The sequence below is a fragment of the Brevibacillus sp. NSP2.1 genome (assembly GCF_000470975.2).
GTDB lineage: Bacteria > Bacillota > Bacilli > Brevibacillales > Brevibacillaceae > Brevibacillus > Brevibacillus agri.
The window spans coordinates 1,671,093-1,689,831 of record NZ_CP048274.1 but is presented as its reverse complement, the minus strand read 5'-3'; the positions used below and the strand labels follow the sequence as shown (position 1 = coordinate 1,689,831).

General features: G+C 54.4%; 21 protein-coding genes and 1 pseudogene. 11 read left to right on the top strand and 11 right to left on the bottom strand.

Going from position 1 to position 18,739, the window contains the following annotated elements; translation table 11 throughout:
• Position 1: 1 nt before the first annotated feature.
• Together M655_RS08265 and M655_RS08260 are read left to right on the top strand one after the other, a co-directional pair.
• Positions 2-646 carry a CBS and ACT domain-containing protein gene (locus tag M655_RS08265; protein ID WP_007783205.1) on the top strand — a complete coding sequence of 215 codons (645 nt, stop codon included), beginning with the start codon at positions 2-4 and terminating at the stop codon, positions 644-646.
• Positions 643-1,800 (top strand): acetoin utilization protein AcuC, encoded by a 1,158-nt coding sequence (locus tag M655_RS08260; RefSeq protein WP_005828143.1) that lies wholly within the window; start codon positions 643-645, stop codon positions 1,798-1,800. The genes M655_RS08265 and M655_RS08260 overlap by 4 nt, the downstream gene beginning before the upstream one ends.
• A gap of 116 nt (positions 1,801-1,916) precedes the next feature.
• Here the strand turns inward: M655_RS08260 and M655_RS08255 are convergent, their stop codons facing one another.
• The 4 genes from M655_RS08255 to M655_RS08240 all read right to left on the bottom strand — a co-directional run bounded on the left by M655_RS08255 (position 1,917) and on the right by M655_RS08240 (position 5,549).
• Complete coding sequence (locus M655_RS08255) at positions 1,917-2,852, bottom strand: 5'-methylthioadenosine/adenosylhomocysteine nucleosidase (protein ID WP_005828140.1); 936 nt, start codon at positions 2,850-2,852, stop codon at positions 1,917-1,919.
• Positions 2,853-2,887: 35 nt separating this feature from the next.
• The gene (gene ccpA, locus M655_RS08250; RefSeq protein WP_007783203.1) at positions 2,888-3,898 is read right to left on the bottom strand and encodes a catabolite control protein A; all 1,011 of its coding nucleotides are present in this window, start codon (positions 3,896-3,898) and stop codon (positions 2,888-2,890) included.
• A gap of 115 nt (positions 3,899-4,013) precedes the next feature.
• Positions 4,014-4,322: a metal-sensitive transcriptional regulator gene (locus tag M655_RS08245; RefSeq protein ID WP_005828137.1), complete on the bottom strand. Its 309-nt coding sequence runs from the start codon at positions 4,320-4,322 to the stop codon at positions 4,014-4,016.
• A 129-nt stretch (positions 4,323-4,451) separates the two neighbouring features.
• Positions 4,452-5,549 (bottom strand): bifunctional 3-deoxy-7-phosphoheptulonate synthase/chorismate mutase, encoded by a 1,098-nt coding sequence (locus M655_RS08240; protein ID WP_005828135.1) that lies wholly within the window; start codon positions 5,547-5,549, stop codon positions 4,452-4,454.
• A gap of 286 nt (positions 5,550-5,835) precedes the next feature.
• On the opposite strand from M655_RS08240, the gene M655_RS08235 reads away from it, so the two are divergent.
• Complete coding sequence (locus M655_RS08235; RefSeq protein ID WP_051353942.1) at positions 5,836-8,013, top strand: cell division protein FtsA; 2,178 nt, start codon at positions 5,836-5,838, stop codon at positions 8,011-8,013.
• 103 nt (positions 8,014-8,116) lie between these two features.
• On the opposite strand, the gene ytxJ is transcribed toward M655_RS08235, so the two are convergent.
• From ytxJ to M655_RS08220, 3 genes are all read right to left on the bottom strand, one after another.
• On the bottom strand, positions 8,117-8,443 hold the full coding sequence (gene ytxJ / locus M655_RS08230; protein WP_025843920.1) for a bacillithiol system redox-active protein YtxJ: 327 nt from the start codon (positions 8,441-8,443) through the stop codon (positions 8,117-8,119).
• Positions 8,444-8,586: 143 nt separating this feature from the next.
• On the bottom strand, positions 8,587-8,985 hold the full coding sequence (locus M655_RS08225; protein ID WP_005828130.1) for a hypothetical protein: 399 nt from the start codon (positions 8,983-8,985) through the stop codon (positions 8,587-8,589).
• Between the two features lie 251 nt (positions 8,986-9,236).
• Positions 9,237-9,470, bottom strand: coding sequence for a hypothetical protein (locus M655_RS08220; RefSeq protein WP_007783191.1), 234 nt, complete (start codon positions 9,468-9,470; stop codon positions 9,237-9,239).
• 212 nt (positions 9,471-9,682) lie between these two features.
• Between M655_RS08220 and M655_RS08215 the strand changes: the two genes are divergently transcribed.
• Complete coding sequence (locus M655_RS08215) at positions 9,683-9,775, top strand: YjcZ family sporulation protein (RefSeq protein ID WP_007783189.1); 93 nt, start codon at positions 9,683-9,685, stop codon at positions 9,773-9,775.
• Positions 9,776-9,932: 157 nt separating this feature from the next.
• The gene (locus tag M655_RS08210) at positions 9,933-11,045 is read left to right on the top strand and encodes an aminopeptidase (protein ID WP_026557882.1); all 1,113 of its coding nucleotides are present in this window, start codon (positions 9,933-9,935) and stop codon (positions 11,043-11,045) included.
• A 187-nt stretch (positions 11,046-11,232) separates the two neighbouring features.
• On the opposite strand, the gene M655_RS08205 is transcribed toward M655_RS08210, so the two are convergent.
• Positions 11,233-11,775, bottom strand: a complete 543-nt coding sequence (locus M655_RS08205; protein WP_005828125.1) for a PadR family transcriptional regulator — start codon at positions 11,773-11,775, stop codon at positions 11,233-11,235.
• Positions 11,776-12,063: 288 nt separating this feature from the next.
• Here M655_RS08205 and M655_RS08200 point away from each other — a divergent pair.
• A pseudogene (locus M655_RS08200) lies at positions 12,064-12,477 on the top strand (trypsin-like peptidase domain-containing protein); the annotation flags it as partial.
• A gap of 88 nt (positions 12,478-12,565) precedes the next feature.
• Here M655_RS08200 and M655_RS08195 read toward each other — a convergent pair.
• On the bottom strand, positions 12,566-13,684 hold the full coding sequence (locus tag M655_RS08195; protein ID WP_026557880.1) for a YheC/YheD family endospore coat-associated protein: 1,119 nt from the start codon (positions 13,682-13,684) through the stop codon (positions 12,566-12,568).
• 259 nt (positions 13,685-13,943) lie between these two features.
• Here M655_RS08195 and M655_RS08190 point away from each other — a divergent pair, with 259 nt between their 5' ends.
• The 3 genes from M655_RS08190 to M655_RS08180 all read left to right on the top strand — a co-directional run bounded on the left by M655_RS08190 (position 13,944) and on the right by M655_RS08180 (position 16,146).
• Positions 13,944-14,264, top strand: a complete 321-nt coding sequence (locus tag M655_RS08190; protein ID WP_005828119.1) for a winged helix-turn-helix transcriptional regulator — start codon at positions 13,944-13,946, stop codon at positions 14,262-14,264.
• A gap of 138 nt (positions 14,265-14,402) precedes the next feature.
• The gene (locus M655_RS08185; protein WP_005828118.1) at positions 14,403-15,854 is read left to right on the top strand and encodes a recombinase family protein; all 1,452 of its coding nucleotides are present in this window, start codon (positions 14,403-14,405) and stop codon (positions 15,852-15,854) included.
• A 13-nt stretch (positions 15,855-15,867) separates the two neighbouring features.
• Positions 15,868-16,146, top strand: a complete 279-nt coding sequence (locus M655_RS08180; protein ID WP_025843917.1) for a S1C family serine protease — start codon at positions 15,868-15,870, stop codon at positions 16,144-16,146.
• A 47-nt stretch (positions 16,147-16,193) separates the two neighbouring features.
• Here the strand turns inward: M655_RS08180 and M655_RS08175 are convergent, their stop codons facing one another.
• Both M655_RS08175 and M655_RS08170 read right to left on the bottom strand, forming a co-directional pair.
• Positions 16,194-16,340: a hypothetical protein gene (locus tag M655_RS08175; protein WP_005828114.1), complete on the bottom strand. Its 147-nt coding sequence runs from the start codon at positions 16,338-16,340 to the stop codon at positions 16,194-16,196.
• A 62-nt stretch (positions 16,341-16,402) separates the two neighbouring features.
• Positions 16,403-16,684: a DUF2325 domain-containing protein gene (locus M655_RS08170; RefSeq protein WP_005828113.1), complete on the bottom strand. Its 282-nt coding sequence runs from the start codon at positions 16,682-16,684 to the stop codon at positions 16,403-16,405.
• A 321-nt stretch (positions 16,685-17,005) separates the two neighbouring features.
• Here M655_RS08170 and M655_RS08165 point away from each other — a divergent pair, with 321 nt between their 5' ends.
• Together M655_RS08165 and M655_RS08160 are read left to right on the top strand one after the other, a co-directional pair.
• The gene (locus M655_RS08165) at positions 17,006-17,623 is read left to right on the top strand and encodes an IMEF encapsulin system ferritin-like cargo protein (RefSeq protein WP_007783174.1); all 618 of its coding nucleotides are present in this window, start codon (positions 17,006-17,008) and stop codon (positions 17,621-17,623) included.
• Positions 17,624-17,659: 36 nt separating this feature from the next.
• A complete protein-coding gene (locus M655_RS08160) occupies positions 17,660-18,508 on the top strand; it encodes a family 1 encapsulin nanocompartment shell protein (RefSeq protein ID WP_005828110.1) in 849 nt (282 codons plus the stop codon).
• The last annotated feature ends 231 nt before the right edge of the window (positions 18,509-18,739 follow it).

Sequence of the window (18,739 nt, the reverse complement as noted above, 5' to 3'; positions counted from 1 at the left end):
CATGCGCGTAGAAGATATCATGCGAAAAAACGTCGTTTCCATTCAGCCTGCGACTACCATCGGAGAATCCCTACTGCTGCTCAGAGCCAATCGCATCAGGCATTTGCCCGTCATTGAAAATGACATGCTGGTCGGCATCGTCTCAGACCGCGATCTGCGCGATGCCCTTCCCTCCCGCCTGCTTACCCATGATGACGACGACACCGTCCTGCACAAGCCTGTGGCTGACATCATGCAAAAACAGGTCATCACCGCCCACCCGCTTGACTTCATCGAAGACGCCGCCCTGCAAATTTACGAGCATAAAATCGGTTCGCTGCCGATCGTGGAAGGAAGCCGCCTGGTCGGGATTGTGACAGAATCCGACATGTTTTCCAGCCTGATTGAGCTGTTCGGCGTCAACAAGCCCAGCTCCCATATCGAGGTAGAAGTAGAAGATCGCGTCGGCATGCTGGCAGAGGTCAGCCAGGTGTTTCGCGAAGCCCAGGTCAACGTCACCAGCGTCATTGTGTTTCCAGGCAAAAACCCCGGGAAAAAGAACCTGGTCTTCCGCGTCCAGACGATTGATCCGCGCGTCGTGACCCAATTGCTGCTGCAAAGAGGCTTTGACGTCATCGGACCGACAGACGGGGGGGTACTCCTGTGAGCCGGAACGCTCGTCTGATCTACTCCCCCGACTACACGAAGTATTACTTTCACGATGACCACCCGTTTAATCAGCGCCGTCTGCTGCTCATGCACGATCTGATGAGCAGCTACGGCCTGCTCACAGAGTCAGACTTGCTGGCGCCGCGCATGGCAACGGACGACGAGCTCGCCCTCGTCCACGACAGGCGCTACATCGAGTTCGTCCGCGAGCAGGGGCACAGCGAAGCAGAGCTGCCGCAGGCGATGAGCTACGGCCTTGGCACCGAGGACGTCCCCTGTTTTCGGAATATGCACGAATCGGCTGCCCTCATTGTCGGAGGGACGCTGAATGCCGTCGATGCTGTCATGCAAGGAGAGGCAGCGCACGCCTTCAATCCGGCGGGCGGGCTGCACCACGCTTTTCGCGGACGCGCTTCCGGCTTTTGCATCTACAACGACTGCTCCGTCGCCATCGCCTATTTGCGCAAGCATTGGAATGCCCGCGTCATGTACATCGACACGGATGCGCATCATGGCGACGGCGTCCAATGGGCGTTTTACGATGATCCTAATGTCCTGACCGTTTCCATCCATGAGACGGGAAAATACCTGTTTCCAGGAACGGGCAATCTGTCGGAACGCGGGGATGGAAGCGGTTACGGATTTTCCGTCAATGTCCCGCTCGACGCCTTCACGGAAGACGATTCGTTTTTGGAGGTATACGAGGAGCTGGTAGCCAAGCTGGCGCACGGCTTCAAGCCGGACGTGATCTTGACGCAAAACGGCTGCGATGCGCATACGTTTGATCCGCTGACGCACCTCTCCTGCTCGATGAAAATTTACCAGTCGATTCCCCGGCTTGCCCATCGGCTCGCCCATGAGTATTGCGACGGCCGCTGGATCGCGGTAGGCGGCGGGGGCTACGACATTTGGCGGGTCGTGCCGCGAGCGTGGACGCTGCTTTGGAGCGAAATGAGCGATCAGCCGCTGGAAGACGGCGACCTGCCGCCCGGCTGGCTTCAGCGCTGGCAGCCGCAGACTGATTTGCAGTTGCCGCTGCGCCTGTTTGACGAACCGTTTCCGGCGATTCCCCGCCGGGCGGAGATTACCGAAAAAAACCGGATTACTCTGGAGCGGGCAATTCTGTACGCGCCGACTGGAGCAGGCAAATGAGTTTGCTTGCTCTTTTTTTGCTCTCCTGTGCGTGGCAAGAGGCAAGAGGGAACAAAAAAAGCGGGCAGACCGCGCATCCCCTTGCGATGCCGTTCTTCCCGCTTCTTCGTTTTTCGCTATTTTTGCACAAGTGCTTCCAACTCAGCCGGTGCAAAGCCTTTGACCGCTTTGTCGCCGACGACTGTCACCGGAACGCCCATGAAGCCAAAGCGCTCGACTTCCTCCTGGTAAGCGCGGCTGGTCATGACGTCGCGCACTTCGAAGGAAATGCCTTTTGCCGTCAGCCATTGCTTGACCATGTCGCAATCGACGCAGTTTTTCGTCGAGTAGACGATCACTCCCGGTTGCGCCGCGCCTGTGGAGGCGGTCAGCATGTTGCGGACAATCGCGTACGAGCGCTGCGAGGCGAGCTTCGTAAACTCGACAAAATTGACGTGCGCAGAGCCGTCTGCCTTGTCGGACATGGAGCGCACCACGACAAACGGCACGCCGTTCATCGCACATACTTGTCCGACCGCGGCCCCTTCCATCTCTGTGCAGTGAGCGCCGAACTGCTCATACAGCCATTGCACTTTTTCCCGGCTCGCCACGAACTGGTCGCCGGACAAAATACGGCCGCTCACGACCTGGACGCCTGCTTCCAGCTCCTTGCCCGCTTCGATCGCCTGCTGCATCAGCTCCTGGTCGGCTTGCCACGTCCACTGCTCGGTAAAAGGAATTTGCCCTGGGGCAAAGCCGAGCGGCGTCACGTCGATATCGTGCTGGAGGCAATCTGTCGAGACGACGATATCACCAATGTTCAATTCCGGGTGAACCGCTCCGGCCACCCCTGTAAAAATGACTCGTTCCACCTGAAACTGGTCGATCAAGATTTGCGTCGTGACCGCAGCGTTGACCTTGCCGACGCCCGATTTGCACAGCACGACTTCTTTTCCTTCCATCTTGCCCGTATAGTAGGTCACTCCGGCTTTGACGGTCGTAGCCGTCTGTTCCATCGCTTCCAGGTACAGCGCAATTTCTTCATCCATGGCGCCGATAATTCCGTACCGCATCATCCATCCTCCTATGCTGTCCATCCGCAGAACGATTACGCCTGCTGTGGCTTCGTGCTCTCCCGATACTCGATCCGGTGCGGCAGCAGCACCACGTGCTCTTCCACGTTTTCGTTGTTCATGTACTTCGTCAACAGGCGCATCGCCACGGCCCCGATATCGTACATTGGCTGCACCACGGAAGTCAGGCGCGGACGCACCATTTCCACGAGGCGGATGTTGTCGTGGCCGATGACTTCAATATCGCCCGGCACGTTCAGGCCGGAGTCCTGGATGGCGTGGATTGCGCCAATCGCCATTTCGTCGTTGGCGGCGAAAATCGCCGTTGGCGGCTCGGACAGAGCAAGAAATGCCTTCGTCGTCGACAAGCCTGACTCGTAGAAGTAGTTGCCTGTCGCCACCAGTTCCTCGTCCAGCTCGATGCCGCCGTCCTTCAGCGCCTTTTTGTACCCTTCGTAGCGCATCAGGCCGTTGAGCGGGTCGTTAGGCGGACCCGCGATCATCGCGATCCGCTTGTGGCCGCGAGAAACAAGCGCTTCTGTCGCGTCGTAGGCAGCCTGGAAGTGGTCGATGCTCACCGACGGCAGCACGTTGTCCGCATCGCGGGTCGCAGCCAGAACCGTCGGCACCGACGTGCTGGTCAATGCCTGCAAATGGTCCTCCTTGATCTCCGCTCCCAGGAACAACAGCCCGTCCACCTGCTTTTCGAGCAGCGTATTGATGAGCTGCAGCTCCTTTTCCATCCGCTGGTCAGAGTTGCAGAGGATAATGTTGTACTTGTACATGGTAGCAATGTCTTCAATCCCTCGCGCCAATTCGGAAAAAAACAAACTGGAGATATCCGGGATGATGACACCGACGGTTGTTGTTTTTTTGCTGGCGAGACCGCGGGCAACGGCATTGGGTCGATACCCCAGACGTTCAATTGCAGCCAGTACCTTTTTTCGGGTCAACGGCTTTACGTTCGGATTTCCGTTGACGACACGGGAGACGGTCGCCATCGAAACCCCCGCTTCTCTTGCCACGTCGTAGATTGTAACCGGCATCACACACCCTCACTTTCCCTATATATTGGTTTTCATAGTTATTTTCATAAATATATGCACCTATGATACGACAAGCCGTATATCGATGCAATCGTTTTTGCGGCCTTTTCCGCTGTTATTTCATTAGTTTGTTCATCGTTTTCAAAAGCTCGTCAATTACTTCGCTATCGCCTTGCTGGATGCGCTCGATGACACAGCTTTTCATGTGTCCTTCCAGCAGCATTTTGCCCACGGCATTCAAGGCGGACTGCACAGCCGCGATCTGGTTGAGAATGTCGTCGCAGTAGACGTCCTTTTCCACCATCCCGCGTATCCCGCGAATTTGCCCCTCGACCCGGTTGAGCCGGGAGACGAGATTCGATTTGATTTTATCAGGCCGCACGGTGGCGCGATCAGACGAGCAGCAGTGGTCACGATCATTCATCTGGCATTGCCTCCTTTGCCGATATCAGCACTTAAATCCTAGCTTACTTGGTCGGCCCAAGGTTCGTCAAATAAGAAAGGCCCTTCCCGCGCGCAGGAAGGGCCAGCAAACTCACTTCAAACTGTTTCGTTATCCTCTTGCAGCTACGACTTCGCCTTTGTACAGGCCGGAAGCGAGCAATTCGTCCACGAACTCGTTGAATTGAGGAATGTTGAGCTGTTGCTTCGCATCGGACAGCGCTACGTCAGGGTCCGGGTGAACCTCGACCATGACGCCGTCGGAGCCGATTGCAAATCCTGCTTTGGCGCAAGGCAGCAACAGGTCGCGGCGGCCAGTGGAGTGTGTCACATCGACGAATACTGGCAAGTGCGTTTCCTGCTTGAGCAGCGGCACAGCCGAGATGTCGAGCGTGTTGCGCGTCGCTTTTTCGTAAGTGCGGATACCGCGCTCACACAACATCACTTGCGCATTGCCTTCGGAGACGATGTACTCGGCTGCGTAGATGAATTCCTCGATCGTTGCCGCCAAGCCGCGCTTGAGCAGGATAGGCTTGTTCACGCGGCCCGCTGCTTTCAGCAATTCGAAGTTTTGCATGTTGCGCGCACCGATTTGGATGACGTCGATGTACTCGGCTGCCATTTCCAGATCGGCAGGCGTCACGATTTCGCTGATGGTTACGAGGTTGAACTCGTCCCCGATGCGCTTCAAGATTTTCAAACCTTCTACGCCAAGACCTTGGAAGTCGTATGGAGACGTACGAGGCTTGTATGCGCCGCCGCGCAATGTTCTCAGACCGCGCTTCGCGTGGTTCTCCGCGACAGCTCTCACTTGCTCGTAGCTTTCTACGGAGCAAGGGCCAGCGATCAGGATCGGACTCTTTCCGCCGAACTCGACGCCTTTTACCGTAATCACGGTGTCTTCCGCTTTTTTCTTGCGGCTGACCAGCAGTACTTTTTTCTTGTCTTCGTTTTGCAGTTCCAAAGATACTTGGAAAATTTGCTTGAACAGGTGGCGGACTGTGCTGTCGTTGAACGGACCTTTGTTGTTTTCCACGATCAGGTTGAGCATTTGGCGCTCGCGCTCAGGATCGAAGCGGCTGCTGCCCTGCTTTTCCTTTTCTTTGCCCAGCTCTTGCACCAATGTCGCCCGCTGGTTGATTAAATCCAAGATTTGCAGATTGATTTCGTCTATCTGCTTGCGCATGGTTTCAATTTGGTCGTGTGCCATGTGTCTCTCCACTCTCCTCTTTTTATATGGGTCAACTAGGTGGTTGGCGATAAATTAGGGTTATTATAATCGATTCATACTCCCTTGTCAGCAGTTTAGCGCCAAAAAGCGCGAAAGTAAATTATTTATGTTTTTTTACCTTTGCAAATTCTTCGCCAAAAAAGGGAAGATTCCTTGTTTCGACAGGATTCTTTGTCGCTTGGGTCGAATCAAATGGATATATGTTCTAACTGCTTTCTTCATCTATTCCTGCAGATTTACACGAAAACGAGGGAGTGACTTGCCTTTGTCAGCCTATACAGAACCAGGCTCCCCTGAGCTGATTTTTTCCTTAGATATCGGAACGCGCAGCGTCGTCGGACTGATTGTGGAATCGACAAAAGACCAGTTTCGCGTGCTGGATTGCGCGATTCGCGAGCACGACGAGCGCTCCATGCTGGACGGTCAGATTCACGACGTCGTCGCTGTCGCGAAGGTCATCAAGCAAATAAAAGAAGAACTGGAAGAAAAACACGGCCCGCTGCACCAAGTAGCCGTGGCGGCAGCCGGCCGCTCGCTACGCACCCGGCGCGTGCGCGTGGACATGCCGTTGTCCAGACACGCGTTTATTACGCGCGAGGATGTCGTGGCGCTGGAGTTTGCCGCGGTGCAGGAAGCACAGGCTGATCTGGCGAAGGAGCTGCGCGAGCAAGATGTCACGCGCTATTACTGTGTCGGCTACAGCGTCGTCAACTACTATCTGGACGAAGAGCTGATCGGCAGCCTGATCGACCAGCGCGGCGATACGGCCAGCGCAGACGTGATCGCGACGTTCCTCCCGCGGGTCGTCGTCGACTCGCTGATCGCCGCCCTGAAGCGGTGCGATCTGGAGATGCAGGCGCTCACGCTGGAGCCGATTGCCGCCATCAACGTGCTCATCCCTGTGACCATGCGCAGGCTCAACATTGCCCTCGTCGACATCGGCGCGGGCACCTCTGACGTCGCCTTGACCGAGGAAGGCGCGATTACGGCTTACGGCATGGTCCCGGTAGCCGGAGACGAGATCACAGACGCGCTGATGAATGCCTTTTTGCTCGATTTTCCGATGGCAGAAGAGGTCAAGCGCCTGCTCTCCACCCGTGAGTCCGTCACCTTCACGGACATTCTCGGCATGGAGCATACGATGAGCGCAGCCGAAATAACCAGCGCGATTGAGGCTGACATCTCGCAGCTCGCAGAGAAGATCGCGACGAAAATCATCGAGCTGAACGGCAAAGCGCCGCAAGCTGTCATGCTGATCGGCGGCGGCAGCCTCACTCCTGGCTTGACGGGAAAAGTCGCCCAGTTTTTGAACATGCCTGCCGCGCGCGTCGCGGTCAGAGGCGGCGATGCCATCAAGCAGTTCGTGGGAGACAATCCGGCGCTCAGCGGCCCGGAGTTTGTGACGCCAGTCGGAATCGCGGTTGCCGCACGCCGCCATCCTCTGCGCTACGTCACCGTCACGGTCAACGACACGCCGCTGCGTATTTTCGACCTGCGGAAAATGTCCTTGGGCGATTCCTTGATTGCCGCCGGGCTGGACATTCGCCGTCTCTACGGCAGACCGGGCCTGGCGATGAGCGTCACCGTCAACGGCAGGATGAAAATGATTCCCGGCGGTCACGGCACGCCTCCGGTCATCTTGAAAAACGGCGAAGCGGCGAGTCTCGACTCGCCGATTGCCGACGGGGACAGCATTACAGTGGTCGCCGGAACTAACGGCGTGGACGCCAGCGTCATGGTGCGCGACCTGCTCGACCAGTTGGACACATTGGACATCCTCTGCAACGACCGTCCGCTCTCGCTCGGGCCAGTGATCCGGGTAAACGGCACCCCTGCCGAGCTTGACGACCAGTTGAGCGATCGCGCAGAAGTCGAGATTCGCCTCCCCCGCACCGTGTCCGAGGTGCTGGAGTCAGCCGGGCTGTTCCCGTCAGAAAAACAGCCTGCGCAAACCGGGCTGCATTTCAGCGTGAACGGCCAGTCTTATACGCTGCCTTCCCACAATCCGGTCCTCTTGTTAAACGGCAAGCCCGCCGCTTACAGCGATTCTGTGCGGCAAGGCGATGAGCTGCACTATCGCCTGGAGGAAGTTCCGCCGCCGGCCATTCGCGATGTGATTCCGCTGGAAGAGTGGGTCCAGGAGACGATGACTGTGTACTTTAACGGCGAACGCGTAGTGCTGCCAGTGGCGCAAGTGTCGATCACCGTGGACGGAAAAGCGGCCGCGGCAGACGAGCTGGTGCCGGACGGCGCGGTGATTACCGTAAAATCTACGCCAGCCGCTCCGCCTGTATTCAGCGACGTCTTCCGCTTTGTCAACTTCTCGCTGGAGAAGCCGGAAAGCGAAAGCATCTCCGGTTTTGTCATGCTGGTGAACGGCGAGCAAGCCAGCTTCCAGACCGAGCTGAAAAGCGGAGACAAGCTGGAGCTGTATTGGGAGTAGCCATCTGAAAAGCTTGACTCACCAAGCCGTGAGGAAGATTTATCTGCACAAAAAAAGAGCTGCGGAATTGAACCGACAGCTCTTTTTTGCGTGATGATGTCTTTTAAGCCCCTACCGCCTGGCTGATCGCATCCTTGGTAATTTTCCAGTGCGACGTGTGCCATTTCACTTCGCCGTCTTCCAGCAGGAAAATTTGCGGGGATTCGTGCTTGATCGCAAAACGCTCGGCGACCGCGTTGGACACCGGGCGATCTTCCCGCACCAGGATGACAGCCGCTTCCAGCGAATGCTCCAGCAAGTACGCCTGGAACTCCTCGTAAGCAGACGTGCTGATCGGGCAGATGGTGCTATGCTTGAACAAAAGCTTTTTGCCTTTTTGGGCCACGAACTGGTCCAGTTCCTCGAGCGAATGAAGCTGTTTTTGTGCCACCATGTACCTCTCCTTTTGAGTCGCTATTGGTTTTCAGTATAGCGAAATCTGGATAGCGAAGTCTACGTTTGCGGTGCAGGGAGCAAAAAGCGGCCGCGCGGACATACCAAAAAGGAGCCGCCTGCAACAGCGCCTCCTTTTTCTTATACCATGATTTTTGTCAATCGCTCACGCAATTCCAGCATCCATTTTTGATCGCCTAGGGACTGCGCCAACAAAAACAGATCCAGAAGCTCGTTGACCCTCTCGCCCAGCACTTCTCGCACCGAAGAGTCTGCCTTCTCATTAGCAATAAGTACCAATAGGTTGGATAACTCTGACAACTCTTCAAACTCGATCGCCTGGCGCTGCGGATGTTGGCCCAGTTCCTCCATGAGTGATTTCAAATCATCCTTAATCACATCTACCACCTGGGAATGAGCGCAGCAATCGTCAACGCAAACGTGTACGGGCACATTCATGATTTTCACCCGTTTTTTATACACGACATTGCGCAGGACGATCTCCATGTCATTCCCGCAGCGGCTGCATTTCTTTTGCACAAAGTTCACCCCTAACTATCTACATATGTATACCTCTCATACTATTCGTGACCGCCTTCTTCAATCCTGCTAAACGCCAGGTGGTACATGGTGGATACAGTGGCAGATATAGTACGGCACAGACTGGTCCTTTTGGCACTGGAACAAACGTTTTTCTCCGCATATAAGCCCAGCGCCCGCACGTGAAAAAACGAAAAAACGATGCCCTCCAGCTTGAGAGCATCGTTTTTGGCTGCCGGCTTTTGCCGTGCTTATGCGTAAATCGCGTTGACCTTTTCACAGTGCGGGCAGACAGCTACCTTGCCGGAATGCCCTGCCTCGTCTTCCACCCGGTATCCTGTAATGCGCTCTGAAAAGCAAAACAAGCATTCCGTATTGAAATCCATATCGTACTGGGCTTTCCACACAATGGATTTGAAATCCTCGCCTACATTGATGGTAATTGGGACAAGATCGTGCGCAAGACTCGATAATGATCTTTGCATCGCCATAACATCCTTTCGTTTTTTGCAAAGTCTTTTCGTATCCTCTAGCTTTTCCTGCTTTTCAGAATAATAAACATGCAAAGTGATGTGGGCCAAACTGAAAGAATCTTCCCAAAAATGGGCGAATGCCCGTATCGGGACTGTGCAAAAACCCATATGTTATGGATGTAAGCACAAGAGGCTTAACACACAACAAGGAGGATGTTCATCCTATGAGCAGCATTTTCAATGGAGACCTCGATGATTTCACCTTAGTGTTGATTCTTTTTATCCTGCTGGTCATCATCGGCTGCGGCTGCGATTGACATAGCCATATTGGCGCAGGACGCTGCATATACATGAAGAACCGAATCCTGTAAACGCGTTTCCTCCGCACGCTACCCTTGCATGGGTAGCTTTTTTCTATGCGATTTGTGTACAATACATACTGATATGATATGGAAAGCGAGGGATCCCCTTCCTATGAATGATCCGCGTATTGAAAAATTGGCAGACGTACTGGTCAACTACTCCACCCGCGTGCAAAAGGGTGAAAACGTTTTAATCTACGCCGTCGGCAATGTGACGGACTTGACGAAAGCAGTCATTGCCAAAGTGTACGAAGCTGGAGGCAATCCTTACGTTCAACTGATCGACCAGAGCATCCAGCGCGAGCTGCTGCTCGGCGTAAACGAAACCCAGCTTGGCATCATGCGCGAGGCAGACGTCTCCTTCATGAAGCAGATGGATTGCTACATCGGCATTCGCGGCGGCGACAACATTAGCGAGCTGGCTGACGTGCCTGGCGACAAAATGCAACTGTACTCCAAGCTGCTGATGCGCCCTGTGCTCGACGTGCGCGTGCCGGAAACGAGATGGGTCGTGCTCCGCTACCCGAACGCTTCCATGGCCCAGCTTGCCAACATGAGCACTGCTGCCTTCGAAGATTTTTACTTCAAGGTGTGCACGCTCGACTACGGCAAAATGGACAAAGCGATGGACAACCTCGTCGAGCTGATGGAAAAAACCGACAAGGTGCGCATCGTAGGACCAGGCACAGACCTGACCTTCTCGATCAAAGGCATCCCTGCGATCAAATGCGCGGGCGAAGCCAACATTCCGGACGGGGAAGTCTTTACGGCACCTGTGCGCGATTCCGTCAACGGCACGATCGCCTACAACACGCCATCCCCGTACCAAGGCTTTACATACGACAACATCAAGCTGACGTTCAAGGACGGAAAAATCATTGAAGCGACCGCGAACGACACGAAAAAAATCAACGAAGTGTTCGACACCGATGAAGGCGCGCGCTACGTCGGCGAATTTGCGATCGGGGTCAACCCTTACATCCAAAACCCGATGAAAGACATCTTGTTCGATGAAAAAATCGACGGCAGCTTCCACTTTACACCAGGGCAAGCTTACGACGACGCTTTCAACGGCAACAAGTCCTCGATCCACTGGGATCTGGTGATGATCCAGCGCCCAGAGTGGGGCGGCGGCGAAATCTGGTTTGACGACCGCCTGATCCGCAAAGACGGCCGCTTCGTCGTGCCTGAGCTCGAATGCCTCAACCCGGAAAACTTGAAGTAAGCTGTCTGGACCTGGCTTCGCCATGCTTTTTTCGGCCGGCGAAGCCTTTTGCTTGCACAAAAGGCGAAGGACCAAGCGTGTCCAGCTTGCTGCAGCGCAAAAAACAAAGGCTTCGCCGACTGTTTCTGGCGAAGCCTCTTTTGCTTATGCGGTTATCGGTGGAAAAGCTCATCTGCCGGCCTTATGCTTAGCCGGAGGCAGCGGACAATGCTGGCTGCTTCACGAGAGTCGGCATCTTTTGCTCCAAAAAGGCAATCGTCGACTCCAGGTGGTGAATCGTGTATTCCCAGCAAAAGCGCTGATATTCGTCAAATTGCAGTTCCAGCTTTTTAAAAGACGCCCGGCTTTGCTGAAGCATTTGCCGTTGCAGATTCAGACAGCTTTCCAGCATGTCTCTTTGCTCCTCTGGCGTGCGGCTCTTGCCGAAGAAAATTTTCACCAGCATGTCGGAGCGCAGCACCGGAGGCAAAATCGGCGTCTGGATTTCCTGACGGAACACTTCTTTTCCTTGTGCCGTGATCTGGTACAAAATTTTATTGGGCTTTCCAGACTGGATCACTTCTTGCTTGGTGACCAGTCCTTCTTCCTCCAGCTTGCGCAGCGCAGGGTATATCGCTCCAAAGCTGGCGTCGTAGAAAAATCCAATGCTATTGGAAAACGCCTGCTTGATATCGTACCCACTCATCTCTCCGTAGCTCAAAAAGCCAAGTATGATCGTTTTTACATCCATCTCTTCGCATCCTCCATTATCTTTCTTTTTCTCTCTCTACAGACAAGGCAGATTATTCCCTCTTTTCAGACAAGTACAGGTATTCATCTGCTTAGCCTTTATGTTCAAAATATTCTCTAACTACATGTATTATAATTCGATTCTAATAATTATACCAATGCTATTTCTTTATTATATCAATCAAAAATAATGATATAACACACTGGCCGAACCAAATTGGGCGTCCCTTCCCTTTCGCCCCTCCATAAGATGATATATACCTAACTACTGCTGTAGGGGGAGAGATTTGTGAAAAGTAAAAGATGGTCCCAATATACGCGAGTAAAGTACCCTGTGAGCAGCAGCAGTCTGCACCCGTTCAATTTTTTTGTTCCGATTGTAGAGCGAGTTCAGGAGGGAGTCGTCTCCATCGTGACAGAAGACGCCCCCCTTGCTAAAGACGTCGATACCCTGATCCGCAGCCTCATCGACCACGAAGATAAATCGACGACGCCTACCGAGCGCAGCTTCGGCTCCGGATTTATCTTCCATCCTAGAGGTTATATCTTGACCAGCCAGCATGTCATCGGCAAATCGAAAAATATTTTTGTCAAGCTGTTCAACGGCAAGGTATTCGAAGCCAAGCGCATCATCGCTGATCGAGTCAGAGATTATGCTGTCATTAAAATTGACGCGGACTGCAAGCTTTACCCTTTGCCGCTCGGCAACTCTTCTCATACCAAGGTTGGTGAATGGGTCATCAGTGTCGGTTCCCCGCTTGCTGCCATAGCGACAAAAACCAGGCTATCGCTCAGACTCCGGCGCGGCGCACCTTCTCCGGAGCCATCCGGTTTTGCCTGCTGCGGGCAAGGTAGAGCGCGAACTGCACCGGACGCTCGATGGCTTTGGCATACGTGTCCAGCTCCCCGATCTGGCGAAAAACTTCGCGTCCCGGCTTCGGATTGACCTCGATCAGCCACACCTGCCCGTTCACATCCACTCCGATGTCCAGACCAAACTCCATCATCCGGCCGAAATAGTCCTCCAAGGTGCTCGCCACCTCATGGGCAAGCAAGTGGCATTCCCGGATGGTGTGCGGCGCCTGCCTTCTCCCGAAACAGCTTTCGATCAACGGCACAAATGGAACTGCCCGTCCTCCGCCGTGCAGATTGGAAGTGGAGCTGCCTGGCTCCCCGATGCGAACCCCGCTGCCTGTCACACTCCATTCGCCTTCCGCGTCTTTTTGGATTAACACCCGCACATCCACCACATGATTGGGGATCAGCCCGAGATCAAGCCCTTGCTGCACCAAAAAGTTGCCATCGGCAATTCGCTGCTCCGCAACCCAGCGGCCGACCCAGTTCTCCACGGCCGCCTTGCTGTCCAGCCTGGCCGTATGCACCTGATACTGCTTGTCGCGCCCGGAAAGGGCATATTCCTTGCCGACAGCCGCTACCCGCAAAATGCTTTTGCCGCCGGAACCGTTCCCCGGCTTGACATACACCAGCGGGTAACGCGCCAGCATGCTTGTCATTTTCTTTTTTTCGTACAAATGCGTCTCGGGAATCCAGCGTTTGACCCGTTCGTCTTTGGCCAGCAGTTGCGTCACGCGCCACTTTTTGGAAAACGGGCTGTTCGCAAAGAAAAACAGGTCGCTGTTGCGCATGCGGATGTACTCTGGCACGCGCCGCCGATAACGGTCAATAACCACCTCCGGCCAGGGAAACCATCGGCTGGTCCAGCCGCCCCCTGCTTTCGGCACAAAGCCTCTGATCTTTTTTTCTTTTCCGTGTACGTCCTGATGCGAAAACAGGTAGATTTCTGCCCCCAGCTTCTGCCCGGCCAGCACGAGCTTGCGCAAATAGTCCGGCTCGCCAAAGCGCTGTCCCTGGCGCCAGGTCAAAATCCCGATCACCCGTTTGGGAAGCATCTTAACACCCTCTTCTTCTCGAATCGTTCGCCACAGTTTATGTGCGTTTGCCTGCATGCGAAACGCTTCGTTGGCGAATCGGGCTTGATCGCCTCCAGGCCCATCCGCAGGCGGTCGGCCAAATTCGTCCGCATACATACGGGCCCAATAGGCAACAACATAGAGGGGCGGTCCCCAAACACTTCGTTACTTACTTTTTTCAAGCTTATCTGGTACAATAAGCGATAACACAACCATGCAATATAGAGGTGACGCCGACATGAGTCAAGAGTTTGCTGGCGAACACATGTGTCCCAAGTACGAATGCGCCATTAATGTCCTGGGCAAACGCTGGACAGGTCTAATCATTCACGTGTTGCTGCGCGGCGCTGTTCGCTTCAAGGATATTCGCGAGATGGTTCCGCACATGAGCGACAAAATGCTCTCGGAACGGCTGAAAGAGCTGGAGGAGCTGGGAATTTTGGAGCGCAAGGTATATCCGGAAATCCCTGTTCGCATCGAGTATGAATTGACAGAAAAAGGAAGGGATCTGCGTCCGGTCATTGAATCCATTCACGAATGGGGACAAAAATGGATGTAGCGTCGCCCCACTTGTCCAAAAAAGGATGAGCGGGGTTTTTTTGTGCTTGGAAACGCCGAGTTTTCTTTTGCGGGCCAGGCATACAAACCGGCATTTTGCTGTAGACTCTAGCAACCTCAGTCGACGGGAGGGAATCCGATGCGAACGGCTGTCTACATGCGCGTCAGCACCGAAGACCAGGCGCGGGAAGGCTTTTCGATCCCGGCCCAGCGGGAAAAGCTGTTGGCTTACGTTCACTCTCAAGGGTGGGAGGTTGCGGCGATCTACGCCGACGAAGGGATCAGCGCCAAGGACACAAACCGCCCCGCGCTCAAGCGGCTCCTGCGCGATATCCGGGAAGGGAACATCGACGTCGTGCTCGTCTATCGGCTCGATCGCCTCACCCGCTCCGTGCTGGATTTGTATCGGCTGCTGCAGGAGTTTGAAAAGTACGACGTGCGCTTCAAAAGCTGCACGGAGGTGTACGATACGACGACGGCGATCGGCCGGCTGTTTATTACGCTGGTGGCGGCGCTCGCGCAGTGGGAGCGGGAAAATTTGGCGGAGCGGGTCAAGCTCGGCATGGAGCAAATGGCGCGGGAACGCAAACGGCCAGGCGGCCCGCCGCCTTTTGGTTACGAGCTTCTGGCCGGGGAATTGACTGTCCAGCCCGCGGAGGCCGCTGGCGTGCGCGAGATGTTTGCCCGCTACGAAAAAGGCGAGTCTCCCCGCCAGATCGCCGAGTGGGCGAACCGCGAAGGTCTGCGCGGAAAAAATGGCGCACGCTGGAGTGCAAGCGCCGTCCTGCGCCTGTTGAAAAACCCGGTGTACCACGGGGCTTTGCGCTGGAACTACACCGATTCGCTCCAGCGCCAAAACGCGCCCGAGGAGTGGATTATCGAGGAAGCGACGCATCCTGCGATCATCGACAAAGCGTGCTTTGCCCGCGTGCAAAAAAAAATGGCGGCACGCGGTTCGCTCCATCCGCGCGTCCTCGGCTCGTCGTTTTCTTTTTCCGGTCTGCTCTACTGCTCGCGCTGCAACGCGCCGATGCGCGGAAAAACGGCGAAGAGCAAAAGCGGCGGGAGGCTGTATGTGCATCGCTACTATTTATGTAAGAACAAGCAGGCTGGTCGCTGCGACGCCCCTGCCATCCGCGAAGATCGGCTGGAACAGGCGATTCTCACCGAGCTGATGCGCTATGCAAAAGAAGCGCTCGCCGCTTATGCGGAAGCACGGGAATCGCTTCGCCCAGTCGCTGGCGCGAGCGCAGAGGAGCTGGAGCGGAAGCGGGAGCGCAAACGGCGGCGCTGGGAGGCAGCCTACGAGGAAGGGCTGCTCTCCCTCGAAGCGTTTCGCGAAAAAATGGCGGCATTGCAATCGGAAGCGGACGAATCGAATCCTCCGCGAGCTGCCTTCCTCCCTGCTGCTCCTCTCCCCGACCCCAGCCTGCTGACGGAGTGGCCCCTCATCTGGTCCCATGCCAGCGAGGAAGAACGCCGCCTGCTCGTCTCCATTCTCATCCGGCGCGTGGAGGCAACCGTATCTTCCACCGCGGCGGGGCAGCGCCAAGAGCGCGCCATCTGCCTTCAGCACCTTGTCTTTCATTAAATAGTCTGCCTCTTTGCACACAGGCGGTTCTCCACTTGGATTGGAAAACTCTGTAACTGCCGGAATCATCAGCGCCAAAAACCGCCGCCTTCAGGTTGCCAAGCGAATGTACGAAGAAATTTTCCAGACCGATGCCGCCATCAACCCCGGCAACAGTGGTGGGCCACTCATCAACCTGAACGGCGAGGTTGTGGGGCTCAATGCCTTTATCATTCAATCCAGCCAATGTTTGGGCTTTGCCATCGGCATTGACGCCCTGAAAGCGCAACTGGAGCAGTACGTCTTTAAATAAAGAAGCAACTGCCCAGCAAAAAAGTATGGGAAAAGAAAAAACCCCGTCTAGGATGACGGGGATTGTTTTTCAAATGCGATCAAATATACGTTTTGACCTTCGGAATTGATTTGTTCCTCTGCCTCTTTCAATTGTTGCAACTGCACGGCCGTCAGTTGCGCAATAGGCAGTTCGTTCAAACGGTTTTGTTCCATACGCCATTCCTCCGTTGGTATCAGACTCACGAAGTAGTCTGTCCACCTGAACGGGTATGTATTTACGCGGTCAGATCGAAAGCTTTGGCAATCGCGGAACACGAACGCTTGCAGAATACGATCGGCAGCTCGCGGTCCTTCGCCTGGTTTTTCACTGTCTTCGCCAGGTTGTGGTTCACGAAGTCAGTCAGCACCAGAATCATGTGGATGCCTGCAGGGATTTTCACGCCTGTTTGGGAGCTTTTGCGACCTGTCACGTGATGGATGTCCTTGAATCCTTGCCCGTGCAACAAGTCGACGATATTACCGAGGCGATCTCCGCCGATAACTAAAATGGATGACATAACTGTTTTCCTCCTTAAATTGAGTGAGTGTAAAATGTATGTTCTGTTTCTCTGTTTTTCTAATTGATAATGAATATCACTCTTATTGATAAATATTATCATTCCCATTTAGCTTTGACAATACTCTCCATGATAACTTTTTTGTAAAAATATAAAACTACTGTTAACAGCTCCTTGCTGCTCCACAGGTCTCACTCGCCATTGCCCGTAAAAAACGCCAGATATGAACAGAAAACGCCGAATATCTACATATGTATTGCCCGGTTCATTTTTCCAACTGTATAATGAACAAATAGATCGTGAATGAGGAGGTGGCGGAGGGTGCAAGAAATTACACAACTGCACGCCATTTTTGATCGAACCAGAGGGTACATCAATCGTTTTATGGGAATCATCCAGCCGATTATCGACGCTGCCCAGGACGAGCATACACGCTTGTACTACCATCACATTTTGGAAGAAGAAGAACAGCGCATGGGACGACTCCAGGAACTGGTTCCTTACCTGGAAAAAGTGTCCGAAAAAGAAACGCTTGCCGAGCTGAGCGACCGCGAGCTTTCGCAAATGCTGTCGGATGTGAACCTGGAGCGTTTTGGCCTGCATAACTTCCGCGAGCACCTGGAGCTTTCCCTGTACGAGTTTCAAGATGACGAAACTCGCCAGACTCTGGACGGCATGCGCGAAAAAACCCACGCCGACTACTTGCAGGTGAAAGAAATCATGGCCGCGTTGAGCGAGCGTTTTTCGGACGGGTCCCATCCCGATCTGACTGACCACGACGAGGGACACGACATCCATCAGGTGGATCACCTGAAAGCTTCGGCTTCCGCTGCTCACGGTGTTGCTTCCGTCATCAAGCATTCCGCTCCTGCCCATGCCGTTTCCGGCAACATTTCCGGCAAAAAGGGGCTTACAGTAGGAAGTCTGAAAGGACTGTAAGGAAACAACCATCTTATATGACCTGGAGGTTACGCTATGGACAAGCTTCGCAAATACCCTGACTCTCCTTTGACGAAAGATGAATGGAGCCAGTTGGATGCCACTGTAATCGAGATGGCGCGCCGTCAACTCGTGGGACGTCGTTTCATTGATATTTACGGTCCGCTCGGGGAAGGCATCCAGACGATTACGAACGACGTGTACGACGAGTCCCGCTTTGGCGGTCTCTCCCTGCGCGGCGAATCGCTGGAAATGACACAGCCTAGCCGCCGTGTGAGCATGACGATTCCGATTTTGTACAAAGACTTCATGCTCTACTGGCGCGACGTGGCGCAAGCGCGCACACTCGGCATGCCGCTCGACATGAGTGCTGCTGCAAACGCGGCTGCCGGCTGCGCCCTGATGGAAGACGACCTGATTTTCAACGGAGCGGCTGAATTCGATCTGCCGGGCCTGATGAATGTAAAAGGCCGCCTCACTCACCTGAAAAGCGACTGGATGGAGTCCGGCAACGCGTTCGCGGATATCGTGGAAGCGCGCAACAAGCTCTTGAAAATGGGCCACAGCGGCCCTTATGCCCTCGTTGTGTCTCCAGAGCTGTACTCCTTGCTGCACCGTGTGCACAAAGGCACCAACGTGCTGGAGATCGAGCATGTGCGCAACCTCGTCACAGACGGCGTGTACCAATCGCCAACCATCAAAGGCCGCTCCGGCGTGCTGGTGGCAACGGGCCGTCACAACCTGGACCTGGCGATTGCGGAAGACTTCGACTCCGCTTTCCTCGGAGACGAGCAAATGAACAGCCTGTTCCGCGTTTACGAGTGCGTCGTGCTGCGCATCAAGCGCCCTAGCGCGATTTGCACGCTGGAAGAAACCGAAGAATAAAAAACGGCCTGGCTTGAGTCGGCTTGTGGCTCAGTCAGACAGCCGCCTGTGAAGTTCATCGCTCACAGTGCCATTTCATCTGCAAAAAACGTGTCCATTTGACTTTACCGTCGATGGGCACGTTTTTTTGGGGGAGCTGGGGCAGTCTTTTCAGGAAAAATATTGCAAATCTTCCTCTTGTTTTTTCCAGAAATGAGATTATAATAAGAACAAATGTTCCCTTTCAAAATA

Coding starts and splice junctions, on each gene's coding strand:
- M655_RS08245 (WP_005828137.1), bottom strand. CDS start 4,322: ATGAATGATCGTGACCACTGCTGCTCGTCTGATCGCGCCACCGTGCGG.
- M655_RS08160 (WP_005828110.1), top strand. CDS start 17,660: ATGGACAAGCTTCGCAAATACCCTGACTCTCCTTTGACGAAAGATGAA.
- ccpA (WP_007783203.1), bottom strand. CDS start 3,898: ATGCCGGTTACAATCTACGACGTGGCAAGAGAAGCGGGGGTTTCGATG.
- M655_RS08205 (WP_005828125.1), bottom strand. CDS start 11,775: ATGGATGTAAAAACGATCATACTTGGCTTTTTGAGCTACGGAGAGATG.
- M655_RS08255 (WP_005828140.1), bottom strand. CDS start 2,852: ATGCGGTACGGAATTATCGGCGCCATGGATGAAGAAATTGCGCTGTAC.
- M655_RS08210 (WP_026557882.1), top strand. CDS start 9,933: ATGAATGATCCGCGTATTGAAAAATTGGCAGACGTACTGGTCAACTAC.
- M655_RS08215 (WP_007783189.1), top strand. CDS start 9,683: ATGAGCAGCATTTTCAATGGAGACCTCGATGATTTCACCTTAGTGTTG.
- M655_RS08195 (WP_026557880.1), bottom strand. CDS start 13,684: ATGCTTCCCAAACGGGTGATCGGGATTTTGACCTGGCGCCAGGGACAG.
- M655_RS08175 (WP_005828114.1), bottom strand. CDS start 16,340: ATGGAACAAAACCGTTTGAACGAACTGCCTATTGCGCAACTGACGGCC.
- M655_RS08185 (WP_005828118.1), top strand. CDS start 14,403: ATGCGAACGGCTGTCTACATGCGCGTCAGCACCGAAGACCAGGCGCGG.
- M655_RS08265 (WP_007783205.1), top strand. CDS start 2: ATGCGCGTAGAAGATATCATGCGAAAAAACGTCGTTTCCATTCAGCCT.
- M655_RS08170 (WP_005828113.1), bottom strand. CDS start 16,684: ATGTCATCCATTTTAGTTATCGGCGGAGATCGCCTCGGTAATATCGTC.
- M655_RS08240 (WP_005828135.1), bottom strand. CDS start 5,549: ATGGCACACGACCAAATTGAAACCATGCGCAAGCAGATAGACGAAATC.
- M655_RS08190 (WP_005828119.1), top strand. CDS start 13,944: ATGAGTCAAGAGTTTGCTGGCGAACACATGTGTCCCAAGTACGAATGC.
- M655_RS08220 (WP_007783191.1), bottom strand. CDS start 9,470: ATGCAAAGATCATTATCGAGTCTTGCGCACGATCTTGTCCCAATTACC.